Source organism: Robiginitalea insularis (genome assembly GCF_052497835.1).
The window spans coordinates 649,422-665,195 of sequence record NZ_CP199296.1; the positions used below are offsets into that span (position 1 = coordinate 649,422).

Genomic DNA, 15,774 nt, shown 5'->3' on the forward strand with positions numbered 1-15,774 from the left:
CCTTTGGGATGCTGCGTTTCATTTACTAATCATTAGCTGCAATAAAATAATATGTACATAAAGCCAGTATACTCACTAAAAATTGTACTCCTATGGACGAGAAAGTATATCTACTTTTTTTTCCTCCTGTCTATTATACCTGTAATACTGTATGATGTTGTTGGCTTAAAGTGGCTATATCTGCCTTGGCTTCCAGTTGGACTCATAGGAACATCACTCGCATTCATAACCGGATTTAAAAACAATGCTTCGTATGAGAGACTATGGGAAGCTCGCAAGATATATGGGGGCATTGTAAACGCTTCAAGACTATTAGCTACAATGGTCAATGACTTTATCACTAATGAATTTACACAATTGGAAAGAAGCGATGATGAATTCCTTAAAATCAAGAAAACTATTATCATGCGTCATATCGCCTGGTTAACTTCTTTAAGGCATGCACTTAGAACCAATAAACCATGGGAAACTATTGTGGGTAATAAGTCTTACAAAGAGCATATGGGAACCTTGGAAATAAAAGAACACAAATTCTCTCTACAAGAAGAACTTGAGGGATATCTAACTGAAGATGAAAAAGAATATATTCTCAGTATGACCAACAAACAAGCTGCCTGCCTCAATCTTCAATCAAAGCACTTTAAAAAATTAAAATTAGAAGGATTGATTGATGACTTTCGACACATGGAATTCAAGAACCTGATTGGCGAACTATTTACCTTACAAGGCAAAGTCGAAAGAATTAAAAATTTCCCGTATCCAAGGCAATTTGCCACACTAAACTTGTTTTTTGTTTGGATTTTTATGATTCTGCTCCCCTTTGGAATGATGCATGAATTTAACGAGATAGGACATAGCCTGGCTAGAGATGAAAATACAAACCTCATCAATAGTCTAATTGCTAAAAACTTTGTTTGGATGACTGTTCCAATCAGCATAGTTATATCATGGGTTTTTATGCTTATGGAAAGGGTAGGTGATGTGTCTGAAAACCCTTTTGAAGGAAGTAGAAATGATGTCCCAATTACTACAATTTCAAGAGCCATAGAAATCGATATCCGAGAGATAATTGGAGATGATAAAAATGCAATACCAAAACCTTATGCCAATAATGGTGATACTGAAATGTAAAATGAACCAGCAGCTAAAAATGCATACCTGCCCATAGCCATCAAAAGCTGGCTGCGTCAGGTATGAAGGCCGTTAGCCTTCATACCCGATAGTTATCGGGACCAACCTTTGACCCATGTTAAAATTCTTCAGAGGGCCGAACGGATATGCCATTGAGGAGCCATATGGTGCGCTGGTCTTAAAAAACAAAAGACATGATCAAGTTATTCAGTAGAATAAGACAAAACCTACTTTCAGAAGGAAAAACCGGAAAGTACTTGAAATATGCTATTGGAGAAATAGTCCTTGTGGTTATTGGAATTTTGATCGCTTTGCAAATCAATACTTGGAATGAAGGCAGAAAAGAACAATCCCGAGAATTGAACTATTTAACTGGTATTAAGGCTGATTTGGAAGTAGACCTTAACAGAATTGAAAGTGCTATTGAGCGTTATCACAGAAAAATCTCAAAATTATATTTTTTGGATTCTACGTTTATCTTACCAAGAAATTTTATTCCGATAAAATATACGCTGGATGAAGTTTCGGTGAGGGATATGATTAACAGAGGCGCTGGATTAAGACTTACTATGGGCTCATATAAGGTATTAACCTCAAACGCCTCTGCAGGATTAATAAAAAATGAGTTATTACTTCAAACGATACAGGAACTATATGAAACCCGAAAACCTTCTTTAACCAGCGTTTATGATGATATTAAACGACGACAAGACTTTATTGGACAGAAATATGCAGTCGAACATAAATATTTTAGCGCTAAAGATTTTTTCGTTGATAATCCTGATAAAAAAGAGGTGCTTGCCGACTTTGATTATTATTACACACAATTAAGACTCTATTATAACAGTCTCAGAAATATGCGGGATTTAATAGAAAGGTTAATAGATGACATCAATACAGAATTAGATACGCGCACCTGAAATAAAAATAACGAGAGTACAACAATGGCATATAAGCCATTAAAACAGCTCATATATGAAACGTTATCCTTCATTCCCAATAGTTATTGGGACCAACCAATAACCAATGATAAAATTCTTTAGAAAGATCAGACAAAGTCTACTCACTGAAAACAAGTATAGCAAGTACTTGCTATATGCCATTGGTGAGATTGTGCTTGTTGTGATCGGAATACTAATTGCAGTGAGTATCAACAATTGGAACGAACAGAGGCAATTGCTCATAAAGGAAGAGCAATATTTGCATAACCTGAGAAAAGACCTGATTTCAGATTCACTTGCAATTTCCGAAGGGCTGCAGAACAAAATACAAAAAGTCGAAAATCTGGAATGGCTCCTGAGAACAGATAGACGGATGGACATACCTATGGACACCTTAGTAGATCGGCTGGGTTTTGGCTACTTTGGATACAGTCTAAATGATGAAACCTACAAGAAGATGATCAATGCCGGTGTGACCAGTCTCAATTCAAATCCGGATATTTTCGAAAAAGTAAACCAATATTATACCCATACAGCCAACTATTTTGATTCCTTTAAGGTATGGGACAGAGACGCTAATCTTGAAATTGCGGGTTACTATACCAATTCAAGCGGAATAGAGATGGGGTCTGGAAATGCCGGGCTGTCGATAATGGCTAATAATTATCCGTTTGTACAAAGTGAAGAGGAAAGGAAAATTATTTTCTACGAATTTTTAAGAAACCCAACAACGCGTAATTATTTACGCCGTTCCATTTTTCGAAAAAGTCGGACTTATGAGAACATGGAGCAAACCTTATCTGAAGCCAGAGGACTGATAAAGGCAATTGATGAAGTCCAAGACCCCAAGCCCCAATAGTTTCTTTGTGCCGCTAATACGAGTTAAGAATCAGATTGGTTATATTTAAAAAACATGCATTCTCTGAACGTTCAAAGGAAAATCAGTAGAAAAAGCTGATAACCTACACCGGGAATGAACAAGCGTTTAGGCAGGCAGGAAATTTCGTATAGATTGGAACGTGTGACAAGGTTTAAATTTAAATCAAGGAGCTGTTATAAGCAAGACGCGGGATCAGTACTTTCTAATCCCCACTCAAAACAGCCAGAACCGATGTACTTTAGTGTTAAATACCGTTAACCAATGATAAAATTCTTTCGGAAAATTCGAGAAAATTTAATCTCTGAAAACCAATTCAATAAATATCTACTTTATGCCATAGGAGAAATTATCCTTGTTGTGATTGGAATTTTGATCGCTCTTCAGATCAACAACTGGAATGAGCAAAAAAGAGAACGAAGAATAGAACAAGAGTATTTAATATCTCTGAAATCAGAATTTAATACCAACCTGGAGAAAGTAAATATTTCAATTGCCAAGGCCAAGGACATTTTGAATGGTGTCAACGGATTAATAGCGTTGTTTGACAAGGATGTATCCAATGGTATTTCCAGCGATTCTGTGGACAAGAGGCTTCAAGTCCTTGGCAAATCCTTTGTTTTTCAACCTACAAGAGGAGTCTTAAGTGATATAGTAAGTTCAGGCAACTTAAATACGATTACAAGCCAAAAGCTGAGACAAAGAATAGCGTCATTCGAAAGCCTGGTAGAAGATTATAAACGTCAGGAAAATGCGGCGCAGACCAAAAAGGACAAAATAAAAACCATCCTTTTTAAGGAAGGTAGTTTGCGGAAAATTGCCAATGATGAATATAATGTTCCTTATCAATCGATCTCAGAAAATGTGGATAATAAACTGATTTTCTATTCTATTGAGCTCGAAAACCACCTATTTGAATACGCATTGTTCCTTAAATCAGTAACTTCAAATGAAATGTTTCTGGGTACCATAAAAAAAGAAATAGAAACAATATTGAAAGAAATTGATCAGGAGCTTGAATAATAGCGAAAGCACAACAAGGGTCATAAGTAATTACTTCGCAACTACTCATTATCAGGACCACTAGGCCCAACTAAAATTTACTAAAAATGAAAAAAATATTAGTTCTATTTCTGGTATTCACAGTTGGGTGTGGAACGCAAAACCAAAAATGCGATAAAGTGGATCCTGAACAGGCCAAACAGGTGATTATAGATTTTTTGTATTCAGGCAACCATAGTGATTTTGAAGAACTAAAAAATCTTACTACTTCGGATTTTCTCATGTACGGAGATGAAGGAGAAATAAATTTTAATGAACTGGTTCAATTCATTAAAGATTGGCCGGAGCCGGATGAATACAAATTCGATGAATTTGATTTTGAAATTGAGACTGACTGCAACAGCGCATTTGTTCATTATTATTATGGCCCTGATAACTTACACAGCGTTTATCTTAAACGAGTCGGAAATGAACTTAAAATAAGTTTTATACATTCAAATAGGATAAACTAATAAAGTTGCACCCTTTAAAAGCTATACGTAAATCGGATTTCATTATAGAATGCACCTTTATTTAAGATCGAACTATTAGTGAAGTATTGAAAATAGATCTGAGAAGAACATTTCTGTATTTAGCATTGAGTATTTTATCTGCACCTTTAATTCACATATTTTTTTCAGTATTTTTTGGTTGGAATGAATACATGCCTTTCTTGAAGATTTAATTGAAAGAAATGAAAAATTGGATCCTTTATGTTTTTTGCCTTGGTTTTGCCGTATACTGGGCTTCGAACCTCCTGCTTTGGTTTCCATGGAGTTATAGTCCATCTCTGGGAATTATTCTAATGCTGTCTGTTTTGCCATTTTTATGGATGTATGCCATTTTTTTAGCCTTAAAAACGTTCCCAGACAAGCATCTTTTCAAAGGAGCGTTAAGTATCTCGCTAATATTGTTGCTTTCAGCCGTAGTTATGGACTACATATTCTTCGGACTAATAAGAAATGCTATGGAAGAGTTATATCATCCGACTACACTTTATGGGTACGCGTTTCTATTGGTGTTGCCATTTATTGTTGGACTGATTTTTAAGAAAAGAATAATGCGCATAAGAATAGAAGCATCAAAATCCATGGCTGTAAAGACGGCCGCGATTGGTTTTGTCTGCATTGCAATTTTAACTTTGATAATTGTTAAAGACATTGAATTATAAAATGCATATGAAATACCAACAATGTATATAAGCCATTAGAACAGCTCATATAGAAGACCGTTGTAAAACAATTGACCTAATGCAACAATGAATTCAACAGAGAAGCTTTTTGCAATTAAGCTACTTCATACTGTAATCTGGGCATTTTTTGTTGCCGTAATCTTCTATGTGCTGTATTCCGGGATTGCCGATAAGGTAACCATCTATACGTGGATTGGTATCGCCCTTGTAATTGGCGAGGGCCTCACCTTACTAATCTTCAAAATGTTTTGCCCATTAACATTGATTGCCAGAAAGTATTCAGACTCAGAAAGGGACAATTTTGACATATTTCTTCCAAATTGGCTTGCCAGGCACAACAAAGTAATATTCACTTCCATTTTTGTTGTTGCAGTAGTGCTCGTCATTTATCGGTCGCTCTGACAATTGAGGAAATGCGGTGCACAAAAACGGGTATACTTCGTGGCTGGCCTTAGCTTCTTAGAAAATCCCTACTTTTAATTAATCAATAATCAACCCGGGCCACTGCCACCCCAGGCTGGCTGTTTTGTCGTGAGTCGTTTTGAAAGCGAACACCTGCCCGAGCGACCTTGCATAGCCTGGGCTGTTGGCAATAATTAAGAATAAATGAATAACTATATATATAAATCTGCTTGTGAGCTGGCAAGTCTGATTCGAAATAAGGAGGCCACTTCATCGGCTATTTTGCGGGCGCATCTTGAACATATCCATGAATATAACCCAAGGATCGGTGCCATCGTGGTGCTACTGGAGGAGCAGGCAATGAAGGAAGCGGAGGCTTGCGATAGGGAGGCTGAAGCAGGTAATTTTAGGGGTCCCTTACATGGTGTTCCGATGACGGTAAAAGAACAGTTTTGGGTAAAAGGCACCAGGAGCACCCTGAACAGTAACCGATTAAAGGACTGGGAAGCTCCTGAAGATGCTTTAGTTGTAAAAAGGTTGAAAGCTGCCGGAGCCATAATCATAGGGAAAACCAATGTTGCTAAAGAACTTCTGGACTATCAGGTCAGTGGTGATCTCTACCCAGATTGTAAGAATCCGTACAACCCGGAATATTCTCCCGGGGGAAGTTCAGGGGGAGCATCGGCTGCCTTGGCATCCGGGATGGTTCCCATTGAACTCGGTGGTGATTTGGGAGGGTCCATTCGGATACCTTCAAATTTTTGTGGTATTTATGGCCTGAAGCCCACTGAAAATACCATCCCGGGGCATGGGCTTGCACCCAAACCAAAAAATGCGAGAGGATACCTTTTTCAAATGGCTACGGGTGGCCCAATGGCAAGAACTCCCGAAGACCTGGAACTCTTATGGACACTATTGCAAGGACCCGACAAAAGCGACAGATCGATTCAACCGATTGCCTGGAGCAGGCCAGAAAACAAAATACTGACTGATTACAAAGTTGGATGGGTAGATTGCTGGCCTGGATATGAGACCAGTCAACAAACTCAGGATACGATCAAAAATTTCATTTCCCTCCTAAACGAGAAAGGTGTGGAAACGAGGCATGCACCGCTCCAAAATGATTTGCACGGACGTACACTGGAAGTCTTCAGCAGGCTTTCATTTCAAATGATCCTTCAGGATGTACCCTGGTTCATAAGACCCTTGATGATGCGATCCCTGAGAAGAGGATTTCTAAAAGGAATGAAAACAGATTTTTGGAAGCTCATAGATACATTTACTGATTATTCAGAACTAATAGGGCGAAGAGCTCAAATAATTGAAGAATGGGAGACGTACTTTGAAAACTTTGACTTTCTGGTTTGTCCGATTGGTTACGGACCAGCCTATAAAAGATGTAAGATCGGTACTCCAATCCACTATAACGACAAAGCCGTTACTTATATAAATTATGTTTGGCCCTTTAATGCCTGTTTTAATGGAAGTGGTCACCCGGCCATGAGTATTCCACTGGGATTAGGTGAAGAAGGATTGCCCATAGGAATACAGTTAGTAGGATCCTACTGGAGCGAACCGGATATGTTACATTTTACAAAATTGGTCTCTGAATTCATTCAAGGATTTGTAAAACCCAATGGAATCTGACTATTACCAACAACGTATTTAAAAAAGAGCACATAAGAATCCGCCATTTTTCATATACAAAACCGTGTTGCTTCATTCCCGATAGTTATCGGGACCAACTAATAATCAATGATAAAATTCTTAAGAGGGCCGAACGGATAGCAAAGGTCTTGTAGACCTTTGTAAGTGAGGAGCCAGACGGTGCGCTGGCCTTAAAAAACAAAAGATATGATCAAGTTTTTCAGAAGGATAAGACAAAACCTACTTACAGAAGGTAAAACTGTAAAGTATTTCAAATATGCAATTGGAGAAATTATTCTTGTAGTAATTGGAATTTTAATTGCACTTCAAATTAACAATTGGAATGAAAATCGAAAAGATAATTTCGTAGAGTTAAAAATTCTTCAAAGCCTGAATAATGATCTCATAACAGATATTAATAATCTAAAGGGAATGATTAAAAATGATTCCTTGTCAATTCAATACAACAGACAACTAATTAGCATTTTAAAAGACGAGTCAGTCAATTATGATGCTTCAATGGCAAGAATGTTTGGCGATATAAATCGATACGATGCTTTTTGGCCTCAAAAAATGGGTTTTGAATCGCTAAAATCTAAAGGATTGGAAATTATCAAAAATGACAAATTAAAATCAGAAATAGTCAATTTATATGATTTTCAATACGCTCAAGTTTCTGAATCCATGGACTTGAAGAAACAATTGTACTTAAATACAAATTCAATTTTTTTAGATTATTTGGAAACCATTAGTAGTGATACGAGTAGGAAATTCGATGATTCACATCTTAAAGTCCCTAATGATTTTAATGGTTTAAAAAAGGTTGATAGATTCATGAATCATTTGACACATATTTATACTGAACGCCTCATATTTCAGAATTATGCAAAAGCTGCATTGGAAAAAATGAAAATTATTCAGAAACAAATTGAAAAAGAAATAACGAAAGCACAACAATAAATACAAACAATGAAAAACAAGCATCTCACAATACTCAGTATCCTGCTATTTCTTTTGATATCGTGTAAAAATCAAGATAAAGAGAGTCAGTTTCCGACAGCTTCCTGGGAAACCTCAACTTTTGAAGCTGAAAGCTTAAAGAAGGCGCCTTTTGATGATTTACGAAATGGGATTGAAAATAGAGTTTATGGCAATGTTGACCAACTGCTCTTAATTAAAAATGGGAAGTTGGTATTCAGGCAGTCCTTTACGAATGATTACAAGAAAATAAGTAAGGGGAAGTCCGGTGTACTGGGATGCGGATATGCAACCTGCAGAGATTCTACTGTTTTCGGAGACTATAATTACTATCATCCCTACTGGCACCCCTATTATCAAAACCGACAGGTTCATACCCTGCAATCTGTTACCAAATCCATTGCTTCAATCTTGATTGGTGTAGCGATTAAAGAAAATGCTATAAGCAATACAGACATCAAAGTGCTTGATTTCTTTGAGGACTACAACTTATCTAAAACGGATGAAGCCCTTAAAACCGCAACCTTAGAAAATCTGTTGACCATGCAACTGGGGATGGAATGGCATGAAATAGACAGGCCCATAGATTCAACAAATACTACCGGACAACTCGAAGAAAGCAAAGATTGGATTCAGTTTACTTTGAATCAGCCAATGGATACAATTCCGGGAACGAAATGGGTTTATAACAGTGGGGCGAGCCATCTCATGTCTGGGATAATTAAGAAGGCTACAGGATTATACATGGATGAATATGCTGAGAAACATTTATTTACTCCATTGGGCATTGAGAATTACTATTGGAAAAAGACGCCAGCCGGATTTCCGGACACTGAGGGTGGTTTGTTCTTGGAAGCGCAAGATTTGGCAAAAATTGGATACTTAATGCTAAATAATGGCGCCTGGGACGGACAGCAAATAATTTCCTCAGATTGGGCTAAAACAAGTACATCGAAACACGTTGAATTCGATAACGAAAGGGGATATGGCTATCAATGGTGGAGAGAAGATCAGGGAGATGTTGAAATCTGGGCTGGCAGAGGTTTTGGTGGCCAGTTTCTCTTAGTTTTCCCGCAATATGAATCTATAGCCGTAGTTAATAGCTGGAATATTTTTGATGCAGAAAACGAGGATATTCTTCAGGCAACTAAAATGGCCGTGATTCAATCGAATACTGAATAAAGTTGATAATATTGTATATGAACTCATAGCTCCCATTGGGTCGCTACGTTTTAAACACTAATCAATAGGCAAATTGAACACATTGAAAATAAAACTTTTACTACTAGCTGGTGTTTGCATTCTCACAACCGCATGCCAGAATCAAAAAAATAATTCCCAGACACGAATTGAAAGTAATACCTCAGAGAATCAATTTGATTTACCCGATAGTTTGTCCACCCGAAGAATTTCTTTCGTTCTGAACCTGAAAAAAGCTGTTGCCGAAAGTAGTTGGTCTGACTTTGGCACCAAAAACAATGAAGGAACTCTGATTTACTTCGATTCAAATTGGTCTGAAATATTCTTTCCGGATTCCTATGTGATTGAAAAATTACGCGAGGGCAAAAAACACAGTGATAATTATTGGCTCTTAGAAAGGACAGACAGCATTCCATATCACATGGAAGTGATGATTAGTTTCAATGAAGAGGATTCTTCAGAGTTCTTCTTTAAAAATCCTGTGGAACAATATTCTTCAGTGGAAGAAATCGGGAAATACATTCCTTCTGTAGAAACCACAGAAATGTGGGCAACCATGGTAATTCATGAAATGTTTCATCATTATCAGTATAACAATAAGAATTATCGGAAATACGCTGATTCTGTAATTGCAATTTTACCCTTTGACTCCAGAAACCTGGTGGCCCTATGTCAGGAAGACGAGCAATTCCTAACCCTTATCCAGGGTGAAAACAAAATACTAATGAAAGCCCTTTCAGAGGGCAATAAAGATAATCGCAACTCATTAATTACGTCTTACCTGGACCAGAGGGAAAAGCGGATCACTAAGTACGGGGCAGATTATCCACTTCTTGAACGGGTAGAGGACTATTATGTCATCCAGGAAGGATCTGCCAGATACATTGAGTACAAGAGCATGTTTGTCCTTAAAAATTACTTCAATAATTCTGAGGCTCCAACGATCCTGAACGATCAGAAGTTCAATTCTTTTTCGGAATTTGAAGAAATTGATTTGGAAAGCAGTGCTTTTAATTACTTAGTCTATGCCGGTCCCACCGACTATCACTACACTATTGGCTTTAATATAATGCGCCTTTTAGATGAACTGAAAATTGAGTATAAAAAAGAGCTGCTCAATAATCCGGAAAAAGGATTACACCAATATTTAAAGGACTATATAAATACTTTGCCGAATAATAGCTGAACAGCATTAAAACGCAGTTAAGGGTAATAGTTGTAAGTAATTCAAAAAATGACCCGCCCCAAAATAACCATTGAGAAAAGTAAATTAGATAGAGTATTGGAGGTTCTGAGCTTTATATTGATACTGAGTTCAGCCCTGCTTATTCTTATCTATTACAATCATCTCCCAGAGGAGTTACCTATTCATTTTAACACAACTCAGAAAGATCCCAATGGATATGGCAACAAAAGCCTGTTGTGGCAACTACCCATAATTCTGGGCATTATTGTTCTGAGCATTATCAAGCTCAGTCAATACCCACATGTTTTTAACTACCCTATTAAAATCAGGCCCGAAAACGTGGAATACAACTATAAAATTGCATCACAGATGTTAAGGGTTTTAGCCACTGCCATAGGCTTTACTTGCTTTGTTCTTACTCTAACATCTATTCTAAACGGACTGGGATTGTATCCGGAACTTGTCAATTATGTGTCCCCATTTCTAATCGGTTTGCTTTTTGGGATCCCTGTTATTTATTTAGTGATAATTTTAATCAAACAATACTACCCGCAGCAACGGCAATAGCCCAGTGCCTGGGAAATTTTCCTATATTAGAGTTTACTAATCATTCCAAGGCTGGTCTGGGTAGTGAGGCACCAAACCATATACGGAACCGATGCCATTCATTGTAAGATCACTGAGCTAAAAATTTTTATAAAATGAAGATTTCAAAAAGAGACGTCGGTTTTTTCTTCTTAGGTTTTCTCACATTTTTTGTGATTGAAACGATTTACGATTGGGAAGGAACCAAAAGAGCATTTATGGATGGTTTTAACTCCGCTCAAAAAACTGAGACTTATAAATAAGTTTGGTTTATTCTTTTCCGAGTAATATTTGCACTTCAATGGTCGGTGACAACGAAACGACGAAATGCCAACGTTGGCTATGCTCCATTGCTTTCCTTTCAGCAAAAGGAAATTACCTACTTTTATTAATTCAACAAACACACGAAGTAACTGCAACACCTGGCAGATTGTGTTGCCTTGAGCCGTTTTTAGGGCATAACGACCACCCAAACGACCTTCCATAGTCTGGATCAATAGAAATTGATTATTATGAAAAAAATAAAAATAGTTTTTCTCGGGTTTTTTATTTCTGTGGGGTGCCACACAATGGCTGCGCAGACCTATGCAAGAAATGGCATGGTTGTATCCAGTAGCAAAATCGCATCGGAAGTAGGAATCGAAATCCTGAAAAAAGGTGGGAATGCAATTGACGCCTCTGTGGCAACTGCATTTGCATTGGCTGTCACGCACCCAACCGCCGGAAATATAGGAGGCGGGGGGTTTTTGGTCTATATGGATTCGTCCGGAACTACCACCACGATTGACTTTAGGGAAAAAGCACCTATAAAAGCAACTTCGGATATGTTTCTGGATGAAGCCGGAAACCTTCCCAAAGGCATAAACCTTTACGGAAGGGAATCAACCAGTAATCACGTCGGTCTGAAGTCAGTAGGTGTACCGGGGACGGTCGCAGGCCTTTATATGGCTCATAAAAAATACGGGCATCTGCCCTGGGCGGATTTGGTTCAACCCGCAATTGACCTGGCAACAAATGGTTTCGAACTCACCTGGAGCCTTGCCCGTAATGCCAATTATTTTGATGCCAACACCAAAATTCAATTCCTGAAAGACTATTTCAGGAAGGATAATGGGAGCCTAACAACATTCGGGGAAATCTGGAAACAACCCGAACTGGCCAATACGTTATCAATAATACGAGATAAGGGCCATGACGGTTTCTATAAAGGGAGCGTTGCAAAGGAGATTGCCCGATATATGAAGGAAAATGGAGGTATTATCACTAAAAAAGACCTTCAGAAGTACACAGCTGTGGAGAGAAAACCCATAAAAGGGACCTATAAAGGCTATGACATCTACTCCATGGCACCTCCCAGTTCCGGGGGGGTAGCGCTTGTTGAAATGATGAATCTTATGGAATTGGCAGACCTGGATGCAATCGAATTTAATTCTACCGAATATGTCCATTTACTGGCGGAGGTGATGCGAAGAGCCTTTGCCGACAGAGCAGAACATTTAGGAGATCCTGACTTTAACTTGAATACCCCGGTACAGAAATTGACTTCCAAAGAATTTGCCAAAATGCGTTTTGAAAATATTGATTGGTCAAAAGCATCGCCAAGTGACACGACAAAATTCGGACAAATATATGACGGCAGCAGCACCACCCACTTTTCTGTTATTGATAAAACCGGCAACGCTGTTTCTTTGACCTACACTTTGGAGCATCCCTATGGCTCCGGAATGGGGTCTCCCAAACTTGGCTTTATATTCAACAATGAAATGGGGGATTTCAACCCAATACCCAATGAAACCACAAGTTCCGGACTGATAGGAACAAAACCGAATATCATTGAACCGGAAAAAAGAATGTTGTCGAGTATGACCCCTACAATAGTAGCTAAAGACGGTAAACCACACTTAATTATAGGAAGTCCGGGTGGAAAAACCATTATTAACACTGTTTTTCAAACGGTTCTGAATGTTTTAGAATATGATATGCGAATTGACAGGGCTATTGAGTCAATGAAGATACATCATGAGTGGTTACCCGATATTATTGAATACGAGGAACACCTGCTATCTCCCGACACAAAGCGGAATCTTGAACTCATGGGCCATCAGTTGATCCCTGTATCGTCTTTAGGTGCCTTAATGGGGATCGTAATTGACCCGAAGAACAATATTCTGATTGGCGCATCCGATTCGTCCAGACCTGATGGGGCTGCAATTGGTTATTAACTATTTCTAATTTTGTATGCTCCGTAATAAAATGCAGGTTTAGCATAGACCATTCCGTTGATAACCGCAACCTCAACCTTTTCCTGTGGAAACATATCCGAAACTTGTTCAGGGGGGTTATTCTCAATTTCGCTTGGCATATGAGGTTCTACCAGGTTGGAGCCCCACTGATAGATCAACCATAAAATCAAAACACAGACTGAGACAAGGACTCCAACTCCAATAAGAACACCTTTTGTTCCAGATCGCTTCCCAATTTCAACGAATCCCATAACGACCAGTATCGTAAGCATAACTGCTGAAACCGCTCCCCCGAGCAATACAATAAATCCTCCCCCGAGAAAATTAAAGAATAACTCAATGCCTGAAGGATCCGTTGTTTCCTCATTGATTATTCCAAACCCCAGTCTCATCACCACCAACCCCGCCACGAGCAGAATTATTGCTGCCCAAAGCCCTATTTCTTTAAGTTTCTGCATTATAGCCGTACAATTGATTTGACTCCATACCACCCTAACTAAGTGGATGAACACTGATATAACTAGGTAAGATAAGCCATTTAAAATATATCAGTACCTTATTGACAAAAATGAGCTAATGCTTAAATTCTTTCGTAAAATCCGATTCGACCTCATGGAGAAAAATAAAACGGGGAAATACCTCAAATATGCCATTGGAGAAGTTGTGCTTGTGATGATAGGCATCCTCCTGGCCCTGCAGGTTAATGACTGGAACGAACAAAGAAAGGACCGAATAAAGGAACAGGTAGTCCTCCGCCAACTACAGGAAGATTATCAGGCGAATCTTGCACAGTTGGAAGAAAAAATGACCACCCGAAAAAGGATCATTTCTTCAGCACTCAAGGCATTAAAGGCATTTGACCAGCCTGTTGGCGCTAATCGTGACAGCCTGATCAAAAATCTTGGCAATGCCTTCCATGATCCTACATTCGACCCCATAGAAAACGACTTAACGAGTTCCGACAATTTAATACTAGTTCGCAACCCCAAATTAAAACGCCTGTTATCCAATTGGTCTTCGGATGTAGTTGGGGTCCGGGAAATTGAGGTAACGTGGAGCGAGTATGTAAACGGTCACTTTGATCAAATTCTATCGGATTTAGGCCTGGGAAGGGATGTCTCTAATAGTTTTATGAACGATTCTGAACATCTCTGGCTATTGGATCGAAATGAGGAGTCCTTTAAAGTAGAAATTGGAACCTCAAAATTAGGGGCTCCCGTAAATGAAATAGTAACCAGCCGAAAGCTGGAAGGTATTTTGGGAAGCGCCATTACTTTAAATAAAGCTGCAAACATGCAATCAGAGGCTTTAAGCAACAGAATACAGGAAATATTGGATTTAATAGAATCCGAAATTAAAGAATAACCAAAAATATTTCCCGCTTTCCGGGATACATCTATGATTAAATTCTTTCGAAAGATTAGACAAAAATTACTTTCTGAAAACAATTTCAGCAGGTACCTCTTCTATGCCATAGGCGAAATTATTCTTGTAGTCATAGGCATTCTTATAGCCATTCAGCTTGACGATTTCAATGAACAGAGAAAAGAACACAACAGGGAATTATCTTTTCTTCAAAAACTGAAAGATGATATCCAACTGGATATACAGGATTTAACCTTAGCAGATTCCGTTTTAGCCGTTTATCAATCCAGCCAGGATGAAGGATTGGAACTATTGCTAAAGGCGAAATCAGTAAGGGATATAATTACAATCGATTCGCTGATTAAATTCGGTTGGAATAATATAGCAGTAAACAGAAAGACCTTTGATGAAATGCAGAATACAACTGGTATTTACATTATTAAGAACAGAGATTTACTAAATCATTTAAGTGATTATTATGCTTTAGTAGAAAAGTATCAACAATTCCTAAGGGAGATTAACGAAGACTCGCGGGAACATTACAAAACCTCTCATTTAGACCCCTTCGTTTTTATTCTAAGGCATTATCAAAATCCATCATTCGATATAAGCAGTCTTGATACGAGTTGGATCAGAAATCATAATTCCCCTGCATATTTGGCCCTATCCAGATTATATAGTCATGTGATTGACGCTGTTAATGGGCTTAAGCGACGTTATATCACAGAAATACTAATAAAAAGCAATGAGTTGATAGCTGAAATTGAAGAGGAATTAAGAAAAAATAGTGTCAATAAATAACGATAGTACACCCTCGGCTATGCCCCATAGCTTTTCTATCCCGAAAAGAAAATCCCTACATTTAATTAATCAATGCTTAACCGCCGCTTAAGTATCACATAAGCAGTTGTTATGTTGTAGGCCCTTTTCAGGCAGAACAACTGTTCATACATAAGGTGGCATACCCCGGCCCATTGGGTGCTGTA

At 38.3% G+C, this 15,774-nt stretch carries 15 protein-coding genes; 14 read left to right on the plus strand and 1 reads right to left on the minus strand.

Annotation, left to right across the window (positions count from 1 at the left end; translation table 11 throughout):
* Window positions 1-51 precede the first annotated feature (51 nt).
* From ACT6NV_RS02970 to ggt, 12 genes are all read left to right on the plus strand, one after another.
* The gene (locus ACT6NV_RS02970) at window positions 52-1,131 is read left to right on the plus strand and encodes a bestrophin family protein (RefSeq protein WP_445385781.1); all 1,080 of its coding nucleotides are present in this window, start codon (window positions 52-54) and stop codon (window positions 1,129-1,131) included.
* Window positions 1,132-1,325: 194 nt separating this feature from the next.
* On the plus strand, window positions 1,326-2,051 hold the full coding sequence (locus ACT6NV_RS02975) for a DUF6090 family protein (RefSeq protein ID WP_445385782.1): 726 nt from the start codon (window positions 1,326-1,328) through the stop codon (window positions 2,049-2,051).
* A gap of 106 nt (window positions 2,052-2,157) precedes the next feature.
* Window positions 2,158-2,931 carry a DUF6090 family protein gene (locus ACT6NV_RS02980; protein WP_445385783.1) on the plus strand — a complete coding sequence of 258 codons (774 nt, stop codon included), beginning with the start codon at window positions 2,158-2,160 and terminating at the stop codon, window positions 2,929-2,931.
* A gap of 282 nt (window positions 2,932-3,213) precedes the next feature.
* A complete protein-coding gene (locus tag ACT6NV_RS02985; protein ID WP_445385784.1) occupies window positions 3,214-3,972 on the plus strand; it encodes a DUF6090 family protein in 759 nt (252 codons plus the stop codon).
* Between the two features lie 86 nt (window positions 3,973-4,058).
* Window positions 4,059-4,463 (plus strand): hypothetical protein, encoded by a 405-nt coding sequence (locus ACT6NV_RS02990; protein ID WP_445385785.1) that lies wholly within the window; start codon window positions 4,059-4,061, stop codon window positions 4,461-4,463.
* A gap of 221 nt (window positions 4,464-4,684) precedes the next feature.
* Complete coding sequence (locus ACT6NV_RS02995) at window positions 4,685-5,161, plus strand: hypothetical protein (RefSeq protein ID WP_445385786.1); 477 nt, start codon at window positions 4,685-4,687, stop codon at window positions 5,159-5,161.
* Window positions 5,162-5,788: 627 nt separating this feature from the next.
* Window positions 5,789-7,231, plus strand: coding sequence for an amidase (locus ACT6NV_RS03000; protein WP_445385787.1), 1,443 nt, complete (start codon window positions 5,789-5,791; stop codon window positions 7,229-7,231).
* A gap of 207 nt (window positions 7,232-7,438) precedes the next feature.
* Window positions 7,439-8,191: a DUF6090 family protein gene (locus ACT6NV_RS03005; RefSeq protein ID WP_445385788.1), complete on the plus strand. Its 753-nt coding sequence runs from the start codon at window positions 7,439-7,441 to the stop codon at window positions 8,189-8,191.
* Between the two features lie 9 nt (window positions 8,192-8,200).
* On the plus strand, window positions 8,201-9,391 hold the full coding sequence (locus ACT6NV_RS03010) for a serine hydrolase domain-containing protein (RefSeq protein ID WP_445385789.1): 1,191 nt from the start codon (window positions 8,201-8,203) through the stop codon (window positions 9,389-9,391).
* A gap of 82 nt (window positions 9,392-9,473) precedes the next feature.
* Window positions 9,474-10,595 (plus strand): hypothetical protein, encoded by a 1,122-nt coding sequence (locus ACT6NV_RS03015; protein WP_445385790.1) that lies wholly within the window; start codon window positions 9,474-9,476, stop codon window positions 10,593-10,595.
* A gap of 48 nt (window positions 10,596-10,643) precedes the next feature.
* Entirely contained in the window at window positions 10,644-11,162 is a 519-nt protein-coding gene (locus ACT6NV_RS03020) for a DUF1648 domain-containing protein (RefSeq protein WP_445385791.1), read from the plus strand.
* A 530-nt stretch (window positions 11,163-11,692) separates the two neighbouring features.
* Window positions 11,693-13,402: a gamma-glutamyltransferase gene (ggt, locus tag ACT6NV_RS03025; protein WP_445385792.1), complete on the plus strand. Its 1,710-nt coding sequence runs from the start codon at window positions 11,693-11,695 to the stop codon at window positions 13,400-13,402.
* On the opposite strand, the gene ACT6NV_RS03030 is transcribed toward ggt, so the two are convergent.
* Window positions 13,399-13,881, minus strand: coding sequence for a hypothetical protein (locus ACT6NV_RS03030; RefSeq protein WP_445385793.1), 483 nt, complete (start codon window positions 13,879-13,881; stop codon window positions 13,399-13,401). The genes ggt and ACT6NV_RS03030 overlap by 4 nt on opposite strands.
* Window positions 13,882-13,999: 118 nt before the next feature.
* On the opposite strand from ACT6NV_RS03030, the gene ACT6NV_RS03035 reads away from it, so the two are divergent.
* Window positions 14,000-14,788: a DUF6090 family protein gene (locus ACT6NV_RS03035; RefSeq protein ID WP_445385794.1), complete on the plus strand. Its 789-nt coding sequence runs from the start codon at window positions 14,000-14,002 to the stop codon at window positions 14,786-14,788.
* A gap of 33 nt (window positions 14,789-14,821) precedes the next feature.
* Window positions 14,822-15,589 (plus strand): DUF6090 family protein, encoded by a 768-nt coding sequence (locus ACT6NV_RS03040; RefSeq protein WP_445385795.1) that lies wholly within the window; start codon window positions 14,822-14,824, stop codon window positions 15,587-15,589.
* The last annotated feature ends 185 nt before the right edge of the window (window positions 15,590-15,774 follow it).